The organism is Pseudoduganella rhizocola, assembly GCF_045984285.3.
Taxonomy (GTDB): Bacteria; Pseudomonadota; Gammaproteobacteria; order Burkholderiales; family Burkholderiaceae_D; genus Rugamonas.
In genome coordinates this window covers 88,144-107,236 of record NZ_JBJQIK030000006.1, presented here as the reverse complement: position 1 = coordinate 107,236, position 19,093 = coordinate 88,144, and the positions used below count along the sequence as shown (strand labels likewise).

Annotated in this window: 18 protein-coding genes; 11 read left to right on the top strand and 7 right to left on the bottom strand. The window is 63.4% G+C overall.

What is annotated here, in order from left to right:
- Positions 1 to 2: 2 nt before the first annotated feature.
- The 4 genes from pheA to gyrA form a co-directional block, all read right to left on the bottom strand.
- Positions 3 to 1,076, bottom strand: coding sequence for a prephenate dehydratase (gene pheA / locus ACJRPG_RS15090; protein WP_408000910.1), 1,074 nt, complete (start codon positions 1,074 to 1,076; stop codon positions 3 to 5).
- Between the two features lie 53 nt (positions 1,077 to 1,129).
- Positions 1,130 to 2,203 carry a 3-phosphoserine/phosphohydroxythreonine transaminase gene (gene serC / locus ACJRPG_RS15085; RefSeq protein ID WP_408000909.1) on the bottom strand — a complete coding sequence of 358 codons (1,074 nt, stop codon included), beginning with the start codon at positions 2,201 to 2,203 and terminating at the stop codon, positions 1,130 to 1,132.
- 15 nt (positions 2,204 to 2,218) lie between these two features.
- The gene (locus tag ACJRPG_RS15080; protein WP_408000908.1) at positions 2,219 to 2,749 is read right to left on the bottom strand and encodes a DUF2059 domain-containing protein; all 531 of its coding nucleotides are present in this window, start codon (positions 2,747 to 2,749) and stop codon (positions 2,219 to 2,221) included.
- A gap of 66 nt (positions 2,750 to 2,815) precedes the next feature.
- On the bottom strand, positions 2,816 to 5,470 hold the full coding sequence (gyrA, locus tag ACJRPG_RS15075) for a DNA gyrase subunit A (RefSeq protein ID WP_408000907.1): 2,655 nt from the start codon (positions 5,468 to 5,470) through the stop codon (positions 2,816 to 2,818).
- Positions 5,471 to 5,921: 451 nt separating this feature from the next.
- On the opposite strand from gyrA, the gene ompA reads away from it, so the two are divergent.
- From ompA to rodA, 6 genes are all read left to right on the top strand, one after another.
- Positions 5,922 to 6,641, top strand: a complete 720-nt coding sequence (gene ompA, locus ACJRPG_RS15070; protein WP_408000906.1) for an outer membrane protein OmpA — start codon at positions 5,922 to 5,924, stop codon at positions 6,639 to 6,641.
- A 92-nt stretch (positions 6,642 to 6,733) separates the two neighbouring features.
- Positions 6,734 to 7,429 carry a bifunctional 2-polyprenyl-6-hydroxyphenol methylase/3-demethylubiquinol 3-O-methyltransferase UbiG gene (gene ubiG / locus ACJRPG_RS15065; protein ID WP_408000905.1) on the top strand — a complete coding sequence of 232 codons (696 nt, stop codon included), beginning with the start codon at positions 6,734 to 6,736 and terminating at the stop codon, positions 7,427 to 7,429.
- A gap of 12 nt (positions 7,430 to 7,441) precedes the next feature.
- Entirely contained in the window at positions 7,442 to 8,128 is a 687-nt protein-coding gene (locus tag ACJRPG_RS15060; protein WP_408000904.1) for an HAD family hydrolase, read from the top strand.
- A 134-nt stretch (positions 8,129 to 8,262) separates the two neighbouring features.
- Positions 8,263 to 9,231, top strand: coding sequence for a hypothetical protein (locus ACJRPG_RS15055; RefSeq protein ID WP_408000903.1), 969 nt, complete (start codon positions 8,263 to 8,265; stop codon positions 9,229 to 9,231).
- An 80-nt stretch (positions 9,232 to 9,311) separates the two neighbouring features.
- Positions 9,312 to 9,440, top strand: coding sequence for a hypothetical protein (locus ACJRPG_RS15050; RefSeq protein ID WP_408000902.1), 129 nt, complete (start codon positions 9,312 to 9,314; stop codon positions 9,438 to 9,440).
- Positions 9,437 to 10,540, top strand: coding sequence for a rod shape-determining protein RodA (gene rodA / locus ACJRPG_RS15045; RefSeq protein ID WP_408000901.1), 1,104 nt, complete (start codon positions 9,437 to 9,439; stop codon positions 10,538 to 10,540). The genes ACJRPG_RS15050 and rodA overlap by 4 nt, the downstream gene beginning before the upstream one ends.
- Positions 10,541 to 10,545: 5 nt before the next feature.
- Here the strand turns inward: rodA and ACJRPG_RS15040 are convergent, their stop codons facing one another.
- Positions 10,546 to 11,337 (bottom strand): DUF2306 domain-containing protein, encoded by a 792-nt coding sequence (locus ACJRPG_RS15040; RefSeq protein WP_408000900.1) that lies wholly within the window; start codon positions 11,335 to 11,337, stop codon positions 10,546 to 10,548.
- A 138-nt stretch (positions 11,338 to 11,475) separates the two neighbouring features.
- Here ACJRPG_RS15040 and ACJRPG_RS15035 point away from each other — a divergent pair, with 138 nt between their 5' ends.
- Both ACJRPG_RS15035 and ACJRPG_RS15030 read left to right on the top strand, forming a co-directional pair.
- Positions 11,476 to 12,543, top strand: coding sequence for a sensor histidine kinase (locus ACJRPG_RS15035; protein ID WP_408000899.1), 1,068 nt, complete (start codon positions 11,476 to 11,478; stop codon positions 12,541 to 12,543).
- Positions 12,540 to 13,304: a LytR/AlgR family response regulator transcription factor gene (locus ACJRPG_RS15030; protein ID WP_408000898.1), complete on the top strand. Its 765-nt coding sequence runs from the start codon at positions 12,540 to 12,542 to the stop codon at positions 13,302 to 13,304. The genes ACJRPG_RS15035 and ACJRPG_RS15030 overlap by 4 nt, the downstream gene beginning before the upstream one ends.
- Here ACJRPG_RS15030 and ACJRPG_RS15025 read toward each other — a convergent pair.
- On the bottom strand, positions 13,267 to 14,211 hold the full coding sequence (locus ACJRPG_RS15025) for an AraC family transcriptional regulator (RefSeq protein WP_408000897.1): 945 nt from the start codon (positions 14,209 to 14,211) through the stop codon (positions 13,267 to 13,269). The two genes, ACJRPG_RS15030 and ACJRPG_RS15025, sit on opposite strands and share 38 nt — an antisense overlap.
- A 24-nt stretch (positions 14,212 to 14,235) precedes the next feature.
- A complete protein-coding gene (locus tag ACJRPG_RS15020) occupies positions 14,236 to 14,514 on the bottom strand; it encodes a DUF4242 domain-containing protein (RefSeq protein WP_408000896.1) in 279 nt (92 codons plus the stop codon).
- A gap of 262 nt (positions 14,515 to 14,776) precedes the next feature.
- Here ACJRPG_RS15020 and ACJRPG_RS15015 point away from each other — a divergent pair, with 262 nt between their 5' ends.
- The 3 genes from ACJRPG_RS15015 to ACJRPG_RS15005 all read left to right on the top strand — a co-directional run bounded on the left by ACJRPG_RS15015 (position 14,777) and on the right by ACJRPG_RS15005 (position 18,878).
- Positions 14,777 to 15,829 (top strand): GlxA family transcriptional regulator, encoded by a 1,053-nt coding sequence (locus ACJRPG_RS15015; RefSeq protein ID WP_408000895.1) that lies wholly within the window; start codon positions 14,777 to 14,779, stop codon positions 15,827 to 15,829.
- A 156-nt stretch (positions 15,830 to 15,985) separates the two neighbouring features.
- Positions 15,986 to 16,507, top strand: a complete 522-nt coding sequence (locus ACJRPG_RS15010; protein WP_408000894.1) for a hypothetical protein — start codon at positions 15,986 to 15,988, stop codon at positions 16,505 to 16,507.
- A 4-nt stretch (positions 16,508 to 16,511) separates the two neighbouring features.
- Positions 16,512 to 18,878, top strand: a complete 2,367-nt coding sequence (locus tag ACJRPG_RS15005; protein ID WP_408000893.1) for a hypothetical protein — start codon at positions 16,512 to 16,514, stop codon at positions 18,876 to 18,878.
- The last annotated feature ends 215 nt before the right edge of the window (positions 18,879 to 19,093 follow it).

The window sequence follows — 19,093 nt, the reverse complement described above, 5'->3', positions numbered from 1 at the left end:
AGTCAGGTGAGGCTGGTCGGGTAGGAGCCCAGCACTTTGAAGAAGGCCGCGTTGCCCTGCAGGTCTGCGAGCGCACGCGCTACGGCCGGGGTCTGGACGTGGCCTTCGATATCAACATAAAAATAGTATTCCCAGGTGCCGGTGCGGGCCGGACGCGATTCGAAGCGCGTCATCGACACGCCGTGCTGCGACAGCGGCGCCAGCAAGGTGTACACCGCGCCCGCCTTGTTCGGCACCGCCAGCGCCAGCGAGGTACGGTCCTTGCCGGACGGCCCCACCGCATGCTGGCCGATCACGGCAAAGCGCGTGCGGTTATGCGGGTCATCCTGGATATTGCCCTTCACTACACCGAGGCCATACTGCACGCCCGCGCGCTCGCCGGCAATGGCGGCCACGCTGGCGTCGTCGCGCGCCATGCGCGCCGCTTCGGCGTTGGAGGACACGGCACGGCGCTCCAGCTGGGGGTAATTGTTGTTCAGCCAGATCTGGCACTGCGCCAGCGCCTGCGAATGCGCGCAGATCACGTTCACGCCGTCCATCAGGCCGGTGCGCGTCATCAGGCTGTGGCGCACGGCGATGGCGACTTCCCCGTTGATGGTGAGCGGCGTTTGCAGCAGCAGGTCCAGCGTGCGGCCGATGGCGCCTTCGGAGGAATTTTCGACCGGCACCACGCCGAAATCGGCGGTGCCGGCCTCGGTGGCGCGGAACACCTCATCGATGGAAGCGCAGGCCAGCGCCTCGACCGAGTGGCCGAACTGCTGGTGCACCGCCTGTTCGCTGAAAGTGCCCACCGGGCCGAGATAGGCGATGGCCAGGCGCTTTTCCAGCGAGCGGCATGCCGACATGATCTCGCGGAAGATGATCTGCACTTCCGTATCGCCCATCGGGCCGGGATTGCGGTCCGCCACGCCGCGCAGCACCTGCGCTTCGCGTTCGGGACGGAACACCGGCGCATTGGTTTCGGCTTTGACGTGGCCCACTTCCTGCGCGACTTTGGCGCGCCGGTTCAGCAGGTCCAGGATCTGCGCGTCGATCGAATCGATCTGTTCGCGCAGTGGTGTGAGTTTGTCTGTCATGGTCTGAATGCTTGCGTTTGAATGCTGCGGGCCTGGCCCGCCCAGGGGCGAAATCAGCGGCCCGCAAACTCGTTCAGGTAATCGACCAGCGCTTGCACGCCTTCGATCGGCATCGCGTTATAAATCGATGCCCGCATACCGCCGACGGACTTGTGGCCCTTCAGTTGCAGCAGCCCGCGCGCTTTGGCGCCGGCCAGGAATGCTTCGTTCTGCGATTCGTCGCGCAGGTAGAACGGTATGTTCATGCGCGAGCGATACTCCTTCGCGACCCGATTCTGGTAGAAATCGTCCGCGTCCAAAGCCGCGTACAGCAGCTTCGCTTTCTCAATATTACGCTGTTCCATGGCCGCCACGCCACCCTGCTTCTTCAGCCACTGGAAGGTGAGCCCGGCAATATAGATGCCGTAGGTGGGCGGCGTGTTGTACATCGATTCGTTCTCGGCCACATTCTTCCAGTCGAAGGCGGACGGGCAGATGGGCATCGCCCTGCCGATCAGGTCTTCGCGCACGATCACCAGCGTCACCCCGGCCGGGCCGATATTCTTCTGCGCGCCGCCGAAGATCACGCCGTACTTCGACACATCGACCTGGCGCGACAGGATGTGCGAGGACATGTCCGCCACCAGCGGCGTGTCGCCGTGCACGGTCGGCACGAAGTCGATCTCCACGCCGTCGATGGTCTCATTGGTGCACATGTGCAGGTAGGCGGCGCCCGGCGTGAGCTTCCACTCGGACTGCGGCGGCACGCTGGTGACGCCTTGGGCCGCCACATTCACCTTTGCATAACGCATCGCTTCCTTCACCGACTTGCTCGACCAGGAACCGGTCTGGATGAAGTCAATCTTCGGCGATTCCAGGCCGCCCAGCATATTCATCGGGATGATGGCGTTGTGGCCCAGCCCTCCACCCTGCATGAACAGGATCTTGTAGTTTGCAGGCACGGACAGCAGGTCGCGCACATCCTGCTCGGCGGCGCGGTAGATCGACAGGAATTCGGGACCGCGGTGACTCATCTCCATCACGGACATTCCGCTGCCATGCCAGTCCAGCATTTCGGCAGCAGCCTGCGCCAGCACCTCTTTCGGCAGTACGGCGGGGCCGGCGGAGAAGTTGTAGATGTTCGTCACAGCGGTAATCCTTCCTTATTTCTTCTTGTCCAGTTCCTGAATGGCCTTCTGAAGGCGCGGCTGCATGATGCGTTGCCCCATCTGCATGCTGTCATTCATCAGCTTCGGCATCAGCGTCAGTGTTTTGCGGCCGGTCGGCGTGCGGTAGAAGGCGGCCATGGCCTTCATGTCCTCAACCGTGTAATAGCGCGCATACAGCGGCACCATTTCCTCGATCATCGCGTCCACGATGCCGGGGTCGGAGAAGATCTTGTCCATCATTTCGGTGGCCATGGCCACCTTGCCATCCAGCTCGGCCAGTTTGGCGCTGCGCTGCGCCTCAGAGAGCTTAGCATCTGCGCGGATTGCCTGCTCGCCGCCGGCGCGCATCATGGCCGGCATCTGGCGCGACATCTGCGCAAAGGCTTCGGCCGTCACGGAGCGGAAATTCATTGCATCGAACAGCTCGCGTGCTGCGGCGGCTACGGCAGGGTCGGCCTCCTGCGCCATGGCCGGCGCCCCGGCGAAGGCCAGCGCGGCGAACAGTACTGCGGCGATTTTTCTCATGATCCCTGGGTAGAAAAACTACGGGCCCGGCCTGATTGCTCAGGCGGGGCCCGTTGGGTTGAGGCCTTATTCGGCCGGGGCTTCGGGTTCGCCGCCCGGCGCAGCCGCAGCTGCACCGCCTTCGGGTTCCAGCTCCACTTCGTCGATGTCCGCTTCCACGATGCGCTGCAGGCCGGACAGCTTGGTGCCGTCTTCCACCGCAATCAGGGTCACGCCCTGGGTTGCGCGGCCCATCTCGCGGATCTCGGAAACGCGGGTGCGGATCAGCACACCGCCGGTCGTGATCAGCATGATCTCGTCCGAAGCATCCACCAGCGTTGCCGCCACCACCTTGCCGTTACGCTCGGAGGTCTGGATAGCGATCATGCCCTTGGTGCCGCGGCCGTGGCGGGTGTACTCGGTGATCGGGGTACGCTTGCCGAAGCCGTTCTCGGTTGCCGTGAGCACGGACTGCTGCTCGTTCTCGGCCACCAGCAGCGCGATCACGTTCTGGCCTTCTTCCAGGTTCATGCCGCGCACGCCGCGCGCGGTACGGCCCATAGGACGCACATCGTTCTCGTCGAAGCGCACCGCCTTGCCGCCGTCGGAGAACAGCATCACATCGTGCTTGCCGTCGGTCAGTGCAGCGCCGATCAGGAAGTCGCCCTCGTCCAGGTCCACGGCAATGATGCCGGCCTTGCGCGGGTTGCTGAAGTCTTTCAGCGGCGTCTTCTTCACGGTGCCCAGGCTGGTGGACATGAACACGTAGTGGTCTTCCGGGAAGGTGCGGTTTTCGCCGGACAGCGGCAGCACCACGGTGATCTTCTCGTTGTCCTGCAGCGGGAACATGTTCACGATAGGCTTGCCGCGCGAGTTGCGCGAGCCTTGCGGCACTTCCCATACCTTCAGCCAGTACATGCGGCCGCGGTTCGAGAAGCACAGGATGTAGTCGTGCGTGTTCGCGATGAACAGCTGGTCGATCCAGTCCTCGTCCTTGGTTGCCATGGCCTGCTTGCCGCGCCCGCCGCGCTTCTGCGCGCGGTATTCGGAGATCGGCTGGGCCTTCATATAGCCCATGTGCGACAGCGTCACCACCATGTCCTGCGGCGTGATCAGGTCTTCCGTTTCCAGGTCGGTGGCATTGTGCTCGATGGTGGAACGGCGCGCGTCCTTCTCGCCGTATTCCAGCTTCGATGCGGTCAGTTCGTCCGTGATGATGGCGGTCACGCGGGCCGGCTTGGCCAGGATGTCCAGCAGGTCGGCGATCTGCGCCATCACGTCCTTGTACTCGTTGACGATCTTGTCCTGTTCCAGGCCGGTCAGGCGCTGCAGGCGCATCTGCAGGATTTCCTGCGCCTGTTCGTCGGACAGCTTGTACAGGCCATCGGGCTGCAGGCCGTAGTGCTTCGGCAGGTGCTCGGGACGGAAGGCTTCAATGCCCGCCTGGCCTTCGTCGCCGGTGCGCGCCAGCATCTCGCGCACGAGCGAGGAATCCCAGGCCTTGGCCATCAGTTCCGTTTTCGCCAGCGGCGGCGTCGGCGCGGCCTTGATGATGGCGATGAATTCATCGATATTGGCCAGCGCAACCGCCAGGCCTTCCAGCACGTGGCCGCGTTCGCGCGCCTTGCGCAGCTCGAACACGGTACGGCGCGTGACCACTTCGCGGCGGTGCGACAGGAAGGTGGACAGCATGTCCTTCAGGTTCATCAGCTTCGGCTGGCCATCCACCAGGGCCACCATATTCATGCCGAAGGTGTCCTGCAACTGGGTCTGCTTGTACAGGTTGTTCAGCACCACTTCCGGCACTTCGCCGCGTTTCAGCTCGATCACCACGCGCATGCCCGACTTGTCGGACTCGTCGCGGATATCGGAAATGCCTTCCAGCTTCTTGTCGCGCACGTTCTCGGCGATGCGCTCCAGCAGGGACTTCTTGTTGACCTGGTATGGCAGCTCATCGACGATGATCGCGATGCGGCCGCCTTCCTTGCCGTATTCCTCGAAGTGGGTCTTGGCGCGCATCACCACGCGGCCGCGGCCGGTGCGGTAGCCGTCGCGCACGCCGGACACGCCGTAGATGATGCCGGCGGTCGGGAAGTCCGGCGCCGGGATCAGTTCGATCAGCTCGTCGATCGAGCAGTCCGGATTCTTCAGCACGTGCAGCGCGCCGTTGATCACTTCCGACAGGTTGTGCGGCGGGATGTTGGTGGCCATACCCACGGCGATGCCGGAGGAGCCGTTGATCAGCAGGTTCGGCAGCTTGGTCGGCAGGACGGTAGGCTCTTTCTCCTTGCCGTCGTAGTTCGGGGCGAAATCGACGGTTTCCTTGTCGATATCGGCCAGCAGTTCGCCGGCAATCTTGTCCAGGCGGCACTCGGTATAACGCATTGCCGCCGCGTTGTCGCCGTCGATGGAGCCGAAGTTGCCCTGGCCGTCCACCAGCATGTAGCGCAGCGAGAAGTCCTGCGCCATACGCACCAGCGTGTCGTAAATGGAGGCGTCGCCGTGCGGGTGGTATTTACCCATGACTTCACCCACCACACGCGCGCACTTCACGTAAGGACGGTTCCACACGTTGTTCAGTTCATGCATCCCGTACAGGACGCGGCGGTGCACCGGCTTGAGGCCGTCGCGCGCATCCGGCAAGGCCCGGCCCACGATCACGCTCATGGCGTAATCGAGGTAGCTCTTGCGCATCTCTTCTTCGAGGGAAATTGGGATTGTTTCTTTTGCGAATTGATCCATTGGCGGGTCGAGTTCTCTATTCCGGTTGGTTCAGCCTGCTGGGGACGCACTGCAGACAATCGCACGATTTTAGCATGGCGCAACAGCCCCCAGTCCATTTCGGCAAACCGCCCGCTTTGCCCATCCGTTCGCGGTGGTGCACTGCCGCACAGACCAGCACAAAACCGGTGCATTACTGTCATGTAATCGTGCTGACATATTTCATCTTTAATATCATGTTCGCTCGTTGCACAAATACAACATTTTGGTCGAACGCGCGAAACTCTTAATTTGCCCCCTCCGGTGCGAATTTTTTGAGTGTGGCAAAATGGACTGAAACGTAATTAACTGTTTCGCAATCAGGGAAAATGCGGACGGTGCGCCCCATAGTAGTGCGTGTGGCCGTCATGGTAATATTTCGCCCCACGCAACACACGACGTTTTCTGCGGAATCACGAAAGGAAAGAAAAATATGAAAAAACTGATTACAACCCTCCTCGCAGCTTCGGCAATGCTGTCCGGCCTGGCCATGGCACAGGACAAGCCGACCGCGCCACCTTTCGCTCCGGTCACTGTTGACATCAAGGCCCCAACCCCGAAAAGCGCCTATGTGCAGGACGCGCGCGGCATCATCGCCCGCAACCCGTTCGGCCTGTGCTGGCGCACCGGCTACTGGACCCCGGCCGATGCCGTGCCAGGCTGCGACCTGCCAATCTGCGTGGAACCGGAGAAACTGGAAAACGGCAAGTGCGTAGCACCGCCGCCACCGCCTCCACCAGCCGCTCCGGCACCTGCCCCGGCGCCAGCACCTGCTCCAGCCCCGGCGCCGACTTCGGAAAAAGTGTCCTTCGCCGCGGACGCCTTCTTCGACTTCGACAAGGCCGTGCTGAAGCCTGAAGGCAAAGCCAAGCTGGATGACCTGACCTCGAAACTGGGCACCATCAACCTGGAAGTCATCATCGCCGTGGGCCACACCGACTCCGTGGGCACCGATGCTTACAACGACAAGCTGTCCGTGCGCCGCGCCGAAGCCGTGAAAGCTTATCTGCTGAGCAAGGGCGTGGACGCCAACCGCGTGTACACCGAAGGCAAAGGCGAGAAGCAGCCAGTGGCCGACAACAAGACCGCCGAAGGCCGCGCGAAGAACCGCCGCGTGGAAATCGAAGTGGTCGGCACCCGCAGCACCAAGTAAGACTGCTGCAATGCCACACAAACCCCGCTCCGGCGGGGTTTTTTTTCGTCCCGAACTATGGGTCACAGCAATTTCCCGCTATGATGCGGGCTATGAATGCCGACCCATTAGAACTGCAAAAATTCAGTGAACTGGCCCACCGCTGGTGGGATCCAACGTCCGAGTTCCGTCCCCTGCACGAGATCAATCCGCTGCGCCTGGAATGGATCAATGCGCGCGCGCCGCTGGCGGGCCGCAAGGTGATCGATATCGGCTGCGGCGGGGGCATCCTGTCCGAATCGATGGCGCGCAAGGGCGCCAGTGTGACGGGCATCGACCTGTCCGAAAAGGCGCTGAGAGTGGCCGACCTGCACAGCCTGGAATCCGGGGTACAGGTGCGCTACAAGCTGATTGCCGCTGAAGAGATGGCGGCCCAGGAAGCCGGCCAGTTCGACGTGGTGACGTGCATGGAAATGCTGGAACACGTGCCCGATCCGGGCTCCATCGTGCGCGCCGCGGCAGCGCTGGTAAAACCGGGCGGCCATGTGTTTTTCTCAACGATCAACCGCAATCCCAAGGCTTATCTCCACGCCGTGATCGGCGCCGAATACCTCCTGCGCATGCTGCCGCGCGGCACCCACGATTACGAGAAATTCATCACCCCGGCCGAGCTGTCGCAATACGTGCGCACTGCCGGCCTGCAGGTGGAGAGCCTGAAGGGCATGGGTTACAACCCGCTAACCCGTTTCTATTCCCTCAATAATGACACCAGCGTTAACTACCTGATGTCCACCACCCGCCCTGAATAAGCTTCCCCCATCATGAGCATTGTTACCGCACCGCGCGCCATCCTGTTCGATCTCGACGGCACCCTGGCCGACACCGCGCCGGACCTTGCTGCGGCCGTTAACAAGCTGCGCACGGTGCGCGGCCTGGAGCCCACGCCCTACGCCATCCTGCGCCCCACGGCTTCGGCCGGCGCGCGCGGCATGATCGGCGCCTCCTTCGGCCTCACGCCGGAAGACGCGGGCTACGAGGAGCTGCGCATGGGCTTCTTCGACAATTACGAAGCGGCCATGTATGTGCACAGCACCCTGTTCGAGGGTGTGGACGCGCTGCTGTCGGGAATTGAGGCGGCGGGCATGAAATGGGGCATTGTCACCAACAAGCCCGCGCGTTTTACCGATCCGCTGATGCCCATGATCGGCCTGCACCATGCGGGCTGCATCGTATCCGGCGACACTACCCCGCATCCCAAACCGCATCCCGCTCCCCTGCTGGAAGCGGCCCGCCGCCTCGACCTGGCGCCGGAAGACTGCTGGTATGTGGGCGATGACCTGCGCGATGTGCAGGCCGGCCGTGCCGCGGGCATGCGCACCGTGGCTTGCGAATGGGGTTACTGCGGCGCGAGCGAACCGGCGACCTGGAACGCCGACCATTCCCTGGCATCGCCGCTGGCGCTGCTGGACCTGATTCGTTCTACCGTGCGCTCCCAGCTGGCCGCCTGAATTCTCACGAATTTGTCGTTGCCACAAGACAATTATCCCTCACATCGTTATTGCCTACTTTCAACACTTAAGCGTACTATAGGCAGAGTAAGCAAGAATCATAATAACCCAGCAACTTGTCGACGGAGACTGGAATGCCTGGTGACGACTTGACCGAGCAGTCTCTTATCCCGCGTAGCAGCGCTCCGCAGATCTGGACTGCGACGATTGCAGAGCCCAAATTTTACTGGTACGACCTGCTGGTCGGCGGCGGCCCGCTGCCCGACTTCCGCGATCCTATCGGCCGCTACCTGCGCCGCCTGCAGTTCGCGCTGGACGGCACGATGGAAAAACGCCTGATCTATATGGTGATCTCGCGTCCGCGCGTGCGCATCGACCCCAAGCGCCAGGTAAGCTGGGGCTTTTTCTCGCTCAAACTGACGGTCCCGGTGCTGATCGGCCCGGAAGAAAAGAAGAGCACCATTTCCGTCGATCTGGAAGTTCCATTCGAAGCCACCTACAAGAAGCCGCTGGTGACGCTGGAAGAGCGCTTCATCACGCTGAACTGGGGCTCGATGATCGAGACCTACAGCATCCATGACCTGATCCAGCATTTCGACACGGGCCTGAAAGCGCCGAGCAAAGTACTGTACATCGGCCAGACGCGCGACCCGGCAGCCCGCCTCGCCAAAGGCTCGCACCCCATCGTGAACTCGCTGCACGATGCGAACTACGAGAACGATACCTTCATCCTTATCACCCGCTTCAAGGTGGCGGTGGATACGGAAGCGCGCGACATGTCCGAGGAAGCTTCCGTGCGCACCCAGATGGACGTGCTGGAAGCGGCGCTGATCCGCTACTTCGAAGGCCCCTCGCCGCGCCTGCGCAGCGACGTGGAAGTCGGCGTGCGCCGCGAGCGCATGGAAAACCTGCAGGACACCTATTACATCGAGCGCGTGACCGTCGACCTGGGCTTCAAGCAGGCCGACAGCTTCTTCGACCTGCAGTCCGACCATGCGGGGAAGTCGCGCCGCCACCTGTTCGAGTGCGTGTTCGACAACGGCCATGCGGTCGTCAAGCGCCTGTCCGAAAGCGCCCGTCCGCTGATCAGCCTGGACTCCTGACCAAACAGCTTTTTTTGAGTAGCTTTTTTGTTATCGGCCATGCAGAATTGCGGTGTTAATCACCGCAATTTTTTTTTCCGATGCCCTCCCCTGAACGCCCTTCCGATGCCGCCGCTTTCCGCAAGCGCCTGCTGGTGCTCGCCATCATTGCCGCCTGCGGCCTCGCGCTGCTGACAGGACGCCTGATCTGGCTGCAGGCCGGCCAGTGAACCGCGGCATCAGCCTCACACCCCGTCCCTGGGACCGCATCGGCCGCTGCCTCGTCCTGGACTGGCCGCTCGCCGCCTGCATCGGCGCCCTGCTGGCGGCGGGCCTCATCACGCTGTATTCCGCAGCCGCCGATTTCCCGGGTCGCTTCGAACTTCAGCTGCGCAATATCCTGATCGCGCTCGGCATCATGTGGGCCGCGGCAAACGTGAAGCCTGCACAGCTGCAGCGCCTTGCGCCTGCGGCGTATGCGGTGGGCGTGCTGCTCCTGCTGGCCGTATTCATCGCGGGCGTCAGCAAGAAAGGCGCGCAGCGCTGGCTGCACATCGGCTTCGACATCCAGCCGTCCGAAATCATGAAGATCGCCATGCCGCTGATGCTCGCCTGGTTCTTCCACCAGTACGCAGCCATGCAGCGCTGGCCGCGCTTCATCGCCGCCGCCGTGCTGCTGGCGCTTCCTGTTGGCCTCATCATGAAGCAGCCGGACCTCGGCACGGCGCTGCTGGTGCTGGCTGCCGGTTTCTATGTGATCCTGCTGGCGGGCCTGTCATGGAAAGCGCTTGGCGGCCTGGCGCTGGCGGGCCTCATCGCCATGCCCCTCAGCTGGCCGCTGCTGCACGACTACCAGCGCCAGCGCGTGCTGACGCTGCTCGACCCGGCAGCGGACCCGATGGGCAAAGGCTTCCAGATCATCCAGAGCGGCATCGCCATTGGTTCGGGCGGCGTGTCGGGCAAGGGCTGGCTGGAAGGCTCGCAAGGCCATCTCGGCTTCATTCCGGAACGCTCGACGGACTTCATTTTCTCGGTCTACGCCGAGGAATTCGGCCTGACGGGGAACATCATCCTGCTGCTGCTCTACTTCGCCCTGATCGTGCGCGGCCTGCAGATCACCTCGCGCGCCATCACCACCTTCTCGCGCCTGCTGGGCGGCGCCATCACGATGATCTTCTTCACCTACGCCTTTGTGAACATCGGCATGGTGAGCGGCATCTTCCCCGTGGTTGGCGTGCCCCTGCCCTTCTTCAGCTACGGCGGCACCGCGCTGATGACGCTCGGCCTCGGCGCGGGCATCCTCATGAGCATCCGCCGCGAATCGCGCTGAACGGCTCAGCGCATGCGCGGCAGCCACATGCCCATGGTAGCCACGGCGACCCCGGCGGCAGTGGCCAGTGCCAGCACCAGCAGCAGGCCCGCCATCGCATACTGCGCAGCGGGCGTTCCGCGCTCCTTGCTGCGCAGGTAGAGCTCCAGCACCGCCAGCGGCAGCAGGTACTGTGCGAAGGAAAGCACGCTGAGGAAAACGCCCACGAAGGTTTTGGGATCGAAGCCGGCCGGCCTGCCATGGACGGCAATCCAGAACATCAGCACGATCCGGAAGAACCACACGCCGCTGACGGCCAGGAACAGGCGCAGCGCCCAGCGCCGGTGCTCGGCGAATCTGCGCGCCATCGCGGTGCGCAAGGCCATGCCCGCAAACGCGAGAATCAGGAGGCCGTTCAGGCTCACTCCCAGATGCTGCGTGAAATCGCCCACCGCGCCGCGGAACCAGACCATATACAGGCCGGTAACGCTTGCCACGACCGCACTGGCCAGGTAAACCCGTCCGTTCCAGCGGTGAAAGGCCGGGGCACGGGCACGCAGGACGGGAAGCAGCTGGAGCGCGCCGCCCAGCATCACCAGCACCGCCAGCAGCAGATGCGCGCCAATGGCGAGATTGCCCCGCGTATCACCCGCGATATAGCCGCCCTGCATCACCACATTCCAGCCGCTCAGGTCGTGGCGCAAGGCCGCTCCTCCGTAGACCGTGGCGACATAAGCCACAAAGATAAACTGCCCGCTGACTGCCACCGCAGTCCAGAATGCCGCAGCCCATCGCAATGCCGGTATCCCTGGTGCCATCTCCTGCCTCCACTCATGTTGTACATGGCCGGACGATAGCTGCCCGCCTTGCCAGCCGGGCGCAAACTGCGGTGCCGGTGCGACGAAAGACGGTTTTCGGGGCTTGAATGACGGCCGCACTGCGGGTAAGGTGAGTGGATGACCAGGGCCCTGCGTATTCCATCCATCCTCACGGCAGCCTTACCGGGCGCAAGGCATGTGCTCGTGGTGAGCATCTTCACGCTGCTGCTGTCATGGCTGCTGCATTCGCTCACCCGCACGCCGTTTGCCCTTGTCATCGGCCGCGTGGGCTTTGTGGCCGCCTGCATGCTGCTGGCCTATTCGGCGGCAGGCAAGCTGCATCCGCGCTGGCTCACGCCTTCCTCGGCGCGCCTGCTGGCCGTGGCGCTGATGGCGCCGCTGGCTTCGCTGGGTTCCGCAATCCTGTCGCAAGGCGCCGGCTTTGTGCAATACCTGGGCAGGACCGAAACACTGGTCGGCCATATCCTGATGGCGGTGCTGGCCCTGCTGTTCGGCATTCCGTTTTCGCTGATGGCGCTGCGCACCGAGCGCAAGGAGCGTGAAAAGACGGAAAAGCTGCAGGCCGAACTGGACAGGAACAGGCTGGAGCGCGAGCTGCTCGACGCCCGCCTGCGGCTGCTGCAAGCCCAGATCGAACCGCACTTCCTGTTCAATACGCTCGCCAATATCGAGGCGCTGGTGGCCTCCGGTTCCGATAACGCGGGGCCGGTGCTGCGGCACCTGATTGCCTACCTGCGCGCCGCCATGCCGCGCCTGAACGACGCAGGGGCAACGCTGGGCGCCGAACTGGAACTGGTGCGCGCCTACCTCGAACTGATGCACCTGCGGATGCCGGACCGGCTGCAGTTCGAGGTGGCGCCCCTGCCTGGCCTGGCGTCGCTGCGCTTCCCGTCCATGGCCCTGCTCACGCTGGCCGAAAACGCCGTCCGCCACGGCATCGACCCGAGCATCGATGGCGGCCGCATCGAAGTCGGCGGCGGCCGCAACGACGACGGTTCGGTGCGGCTGTGGGTGCGCGATACCGGCGCCGGCATGGCCCACACCGCGGCCCCCGGCACGGGCCTGTCGAACGTCCAGGCGCGGCTGAAGGCGTGGTTCGGCGAGAGCGCGGCGCTGCAGCTGCACGAAGAGATGCCGCATGGCGTGCGCGTTGAACTGCATTTCCAGGTGAAAGAGAATCCATGAAGCCGGTGAGCGCCTTGATTGTCGATGACGAACCCCTGCTGCGCGAGCGCCTTCGCGCGCATCTCGCCCGGCTATGGCCTGAGCTGGCGCTGGTGGATGACGCCCGCAACGGGCCGGAAGCGCTGGAACTGTTCGAACTCCATGCGCCGCAGGTCGTTTTCATGGACATCCATATGCCGGGCCTGAACGGCATCGAGACGGCACGCGCGCTGGGCCGCCGTGCGCACCTGGTATTCGTCACGGCTTACGAGCAGTATGCAGTGCAGGCATTCGAACAGGGAGCGGTCGACTATCTCGTCAAGCCCATCATCCCGGAACGGCTGGCGGATACCGTGGAACGCCTGAAGCAAAAGCTGCAGGCGCCGATCCCGGCTGCCGATGCCCTGGATGCGCTGCTACGGCAACTGGCAGGCCGGTCCGCAGCCCGGGCGCAGCCTTTCCTCCAGTGGATCAGGGCCTCAGTTGGCGCCAGCGTGCGCCTTATCCCGGTCGAACAGGTGCATTACCTGCGCGCCGAAGACAAATATACGCTCGTGGCATGGGCGGAAGGTGAAGCGCTCATCCGCAAGAGCATCCGTGAGCTGGCGGAAGAACTTGATCCTGCACGCTTCGTGCAGACCCACCGTTCCGTCATCGTCAACCTTTCCTGTGTTGCGGAAGTGGTGCGCGGCGTGAACGAAACCGCGGACCTCCACCTGCGCGGACGCAGCGAAGTACTTCCCGTCAGCCGGAACTACCTGCACCACTTCCGCCAGATGTAGCTGCGCGGGCATGTGCCCTGCGCCAGGCCGCTGGCGGCGCACCGACAATGCGGCGGAAGGCGCGCGAGAAAGAAGCCTCGGACTCATAGCCCACTTCGCAGGCGATGGCCGCGACCGTCGCACTCGAGCTGCGCAGCCGGCCGGCCGCCACCTGCATGCGCCAGTTGATCAGGTATTGCGCCGGCGTTTGCCCGATGAGCGCTGCGAAGCGCTCGTACAGCACGGAACGCGACAGGCCAACGCGCGCGCCCAGTTCCTCGCCGGTCCAGCCATGGCCGGGATCTTCATGGATCAGGGCCAGCACGCGCCCTATCTGGCGGTCCTGCAGGCCCGCCAGCCAGCCGTGCCGCTCTTCGCCTTGCAATGCCGTGTGGCGGCACAGCGCATCGAGGAACATCAGTTCAGTCATGCGTTCCAGCATGGCCGGTGCGCCGGGCTGGCGGGCACGCAGCGCATCGATCGCCTGCACCAGGAGGCAGGCAATCCAGTTTCCGCTTTCCGCTCCGCGCACGCTCAGCATCTCCGGCAGGGTGGCGAGCAAGGGATTGAAAGGCTGCGCATCGCAGCCGAGAACGCCGCTCAGCACACGCACGGTTGCTGGCGTGTCGCCTGCATTCGCGCGCCGCGCATGCGTGGCACCTTCGCTGCTGGCCAGCATGCACGCATGGCCGTGCGGGAAGATGATGAAGTCGCCCGCTTCCAGCAGCACCCACTCGCCCCCCGGAGTGCTGCACCAGCACCGGCCCCGCAACACGGCGTGGAAACCCATGACGTGGTCGGCCTGCAGCACCGCGCCGGCCGGTGCGGGCGCCTCCGTGGCGAAGTCGCCGCCGCACTCCATATCGGAACAGACGGCGCCGCGCAGCCGCAGCTTGCGCAGCACGCCGGACAGCAGGTCAGGAGACATGAACGGCCGCCGTTTGCCCCGCGCTCAGGCGCTTGCGGTGGAAGGATCGATGATGGCCACGACTTCCGATACGCGGTTCGCAGGGAAGCCGCTTTTACGCGCATGTTCCTCGATGATCGCCTTGTCCTTGGCCAGGTAGACGCAGTAGGTCTTGTCGGCGACGATGAACGATTCCTGCCACTGGATGTCATTCCCCAGCTCATTCAGCGCCTTGTTGGAAACTTTGGCAATCGTGCAAAAACCTTCAGCGGTGTTGCCATGGATGCCAGGCACGTCGCGTTCGATGATAAATTTCTTCAGCATGGTGATTCTCCTTTCAGGTTGTGGATCCGTCGCAACATGCGGCTGCAGCTTTGACGGGAAGCGCTACTGTCCCAGATGCGAAACGTTGACGTAAGGGGGAAACTCTGCCAAAAGTGAAGGGCAATATGGACTCCCGGGCGGCATTGGCGTTCCAGCCACCGTCATTTGGCAGAAAAGCCCTCGCCCTCCGTGAGATAGTGCCTGTCTTGCCTGCCACGACGAAGCCGCACAGAAGATGCGGCCATCATTTCGGGGAAACGCTATGAATGAGAAACCGGGCCTCCAGGCCCAGGGCAAGGAGGCGTCCGTGCGCCAGCTTACACGGGTAACAGTATTGATGGTCGACGCAACCTATGCGTCGCCCGCGCTGGGGCCGCTCGATATCTTCCACTCCGCAGGCCGCCTGTGGAACGGCTTTCACGGCCTGCCGCATATGCCGTGCTTCGACGTGCAGCTGGCCTCAACCGACCGCCACCAGCTCGACTGCGTGGGTGCGCTGGGCATTACGCCACATGTCAACCTGCTCGACATTACGGACACCGACCTGATCCTCGTGCCGACCGTGAACCTGCACGACCAGCCGGTCGATCCGCGCATTGTGCAATGGCTCAGGGAGCGGCATGAGGCAGGCAGCGCCATCGCAGGCATCTGCGCAGGCGTGGCCTATCTCGCCGAAGCGGGCCTGCTGGACAAGCGCGTCGCCACCACCCATTGGGCCATTGCGGAGCAGATGCGCCAGCGCTTCCCGGAAGTGCAATGGCATCCTGAGCGCTTCGTCACCGAAGACAGCGGCATTTTCTGCAGCGGCGGCGTGTATGCGGCGATGGACCTGAGCCTGTTCCTGGTCGAGAAATATGCGGGCCGCGAGGTGGCGCTGCAATGCGCCAAGTCGCTGCTGCTCGCCATGCCGCGCAGGCACCAGTCCAGCTACAGCGTGCCGCTGCTGACGCGCCCCCATGCCGATGCCGAGATCCGCGACACCGAAGACTACCTGCGCGTGAACTTCGGCAAGCCGCTCACCGCCGACATGCTCGCCGCCAGGGTGCACGTGAGCCCGCGCAGCTTCCTGCGCCGCTTCAAGGCTGCCACCGGCCAGCTGCCCGGCGCCTATCTGCAGGCGCTGCGCATCAGCGCGGCCAAGGAGCTGCTCGAGAACGGCGCGGCGTCCATCCAGCGCGTGGGCATGCAGGCCGGCTATCAGGACGTGGCGCACTTCCGGCAAATCTTCAAACGCCACACGGGCCTGACGCCAGGCGAATACCGCGAGCAGTTCGGCACCGGCAATGTGCTGGTCGGGGACGCGCATCCACTGTAATCAAATGTGGTGCAAATGTAGTGGGAAGTATCGCAGACGATCGGTCAAGAAACGCCGACAAATTGCGGGGTCCGGAATTCTCTTCAAAGGAATACTTGCGCCAAGACCTGGCCTGAACGGCTGGGACGTCAACGTCCTTATGGAGAAATCCTCACAATGGCAAAACCACGTTTAACTACGCTTGCTGCAGCACTGCTGGCCGCTACGGCATCCCTGTCCGCATCGGCCCAGGCCACCTACAACCTGATCGACGATTCCGGTTTCGAACAGGGCAAGTCCGGCTTCGTGCCGAACCAGACCGGCACCTCGGTCAAGCTGAGCACCACCGATCCGCTGGCGGGCAAACAAAGCCTGGTCATCGGCATCAAGGGCTACGGCGACAGCATCCTGTGGTCCGGCAAGACACTGGAAAAATTTCCGGTGCGGCGCTCCGCACTGCTCTCCGCTTCCATGCGCATGCGCGCAACCGTCGGCAGCAAGTCCAAGATCCTGGTCTGTGGACTGGTCGATTACGATAACGGCCAGAGCACGCAGAACTGCTCCCGCGTGGCCGGCACCGTTGGCGACAAGGGCACCGTATCGGTGTCCGTGCCCCTTGGATGCCAGCCTGGATATTCAGCGCGTCCGCGTCGGCGTATTCCAGGAGGGCAGTGCAGCTATCAGCGGACTTCAGCTTGACAGCGTGTTTGCCAGCCTGGATGGCGTGGCGCCAGCCCCCGCGCAGCCGCCCGCAAACCATTCCGCCGGCAACAGCGCCAATCTCGTCAGCGACAGCGGCTTCGAAAGCGGTCCTTCCGGCTTTGGCGCAAACCAGAGCGGCACGTACGCCAATGTGGTGATGACCGGCGCCATTGCGGGCGCACAAAGCCTGTCCGTCGGCATGGCCGGCTACGGCGACAGCGTGCTGTGGACGGGGCGCGAAGCCTCGCAGCTTTCGGCCCGCCGCAGCGACAACTACACGGTATCCGCGCGTGTGCGCATGACGGCCGATTCATCCTCCTCGCTGCAGCTGTGCGCAATGGCCACCTACACCTTCGGCGGCGACCTGCAGAAATGCGTCTCCATCAACGGCGCGGCCGGCGACAAAGGCACGGTGACGGTCTCCATGCCGCTCGATCCGTCCAAAGACCTGGACCTGGTGCGTCTTGGCCTGTTCCAGGAAGGCAGCGAAGCCCTGAGCAATGTGCTGGTGGACGACGTCAGTGCGCTGCTGGCAGGCGTAACACCGGTTTCCACGCCGGAGCCGGAACCGGGCCCAGGGCCCGGCAACCCTGGCACGCCGACCACGCCTCCCGTCACGGGCGGCACGGCCTATCCGGGCTATACCTACACGCTGCCGACACAGCGTCCCTTCATCTCCATGGCGCAGTACGAAGCAAACCAATCCTCGCAGGCCTTCCAGCGCCTGCAGGGACAAGTGGACGACGTGGTGGCTACCACCGCCAGCCTGCCATCGACCGCCACCTACGCACAGCTGGTGGACGCGATCAAGGCCAACCATTGGGGTTACTCGGCTACCGACACCATCGTTATGTACAAGCTGACGGGCGATGCGAAATACATCCAGCAGGCGGTGCGCATGGCGGACCTGTTCGTCGCATCGGAAGAGGCCAGGATTGCCGCGGGCTCGCTGCCCGTGGTCGCGGGCGACCACTACCTGGAAGCCGGCTACTACCTGGAACAGGTAGCACTGGCCTACGACTACGGCTACAACCTGATTCCCGCCGTACGCCGCCTCGCCTGGCAGAACTACATGAACCAGGCCATCTCCAATATCTGGAGCCCGAACAGCGCCGCATGGGGCGGCCGCGTGGCGACCTGGGACGGCTGGTCCATCAATGACCCGGGCAACAACTACTACTACAGCTTCCTGAAGGCGACCATGCTGTGGGCGCTGGCCAGCCAGAGCACCGACTGGATGACTTTCCTGCAGCAGCAGAAGTTCACGCAGCTGGTGCCTTTCCTCAGCATCCTGAACGGCGGCGGCTCGCGCGAAGGCACGGGCTACGGCACGGCCCTCGGCAGCATGTTCGAGAACTACCTGTACTGGAAAGGCTCGACCGGCGAAGACCTGTCGGCGCTGTCCTCGCATGCACGCGACACGGTGGACTACTGGATCCACGCCACGGTGCCGACCATGGACTACTTCGCGGCCATCGGCGACCAGGCCCGCTCTTCGCTGCCGCTGGTGTTCGACTACCAGCGCAAGCTCGTACTCGAAGGCATGGCGCTGGCGCCATCCAGCGATACCGCGAAGCGCGGCGCATGGTGGCTGAAGCGCGCCAAACTCACGGACGGCGGCAACGGCCATGTGGTGGACCGCATGCGCTACAACTACGACTACCGCTACGACCTGCTGGCGCGTCCCGACGAAGAGCAGGCGCCAAGCGCCCTGTCCTACGATGCCAGCGGCGCAGGCGTGGTGTTCGCGCGCAGCGACTGGAGCGAGAGCGCGAGCTGGCTGTCCTTCGTCGCGGGCGTGTACGACCAATCGCATGCGCACCAGGAACAGGGCTCGTTCTCGCTGTACCGCAATGGCTGGCTGGCCGTCACGCCGAATATCTATTCGCACAGCGGCCTGCACCAGGAGGTCACCGCACACAGCGTGGTGCGCTTCGAGAACAATGGCACCACGATCAGCCAGAACCTCTCTGCATCGACGCGCACTGTGACCGATACCGGGGACGTGCTGTCCATCGCGGCCAACCTCACGCCTGCCTATTCGAGCCATTCGCAGCAAGTGCAAAACTGGACGCGCAAACTGGAATACCAGCGCTCCCAGCACACCGTTACCGTGCATGACCAGTGCCAGGTTGCCGCGAATGTGCGGCCTGTATGGCAACTGCAGCTAGCCAAGCGTCCGGTGGTGCAAGGCGATGGCTCCATCGTCGCGGGCAACCTGGTCATCCGCCCCGTGCTTCCCTCGGCACCAACCGTGAAAATTGTGGATATGACCTCGATCTCCTCCACCGAATTCAGCGGCGGCTACCGCCTTGAACTCAGCTCTCCTTCGGGCTGCGAATACAAGGTGGAGATGAAAGCGCTCTGACGCTTTCAGGCATCACATCCGGGCGCCTTCACGGCGCCCTTTTTCATAGAAGCTCCCGCATTCACCGCGATCCCAGCGCAAAAAAAACGCCGTCACTTGGACGGCGTTTCAGGTACTGATGTTTTCGTTGGTGGAGAGGGCGGGAAACGAACCCGCGTCCTATTGGCAACCACGCTGGTTTGGGTCAGGAGGTTGGCGGAATATCGCCATTGCTT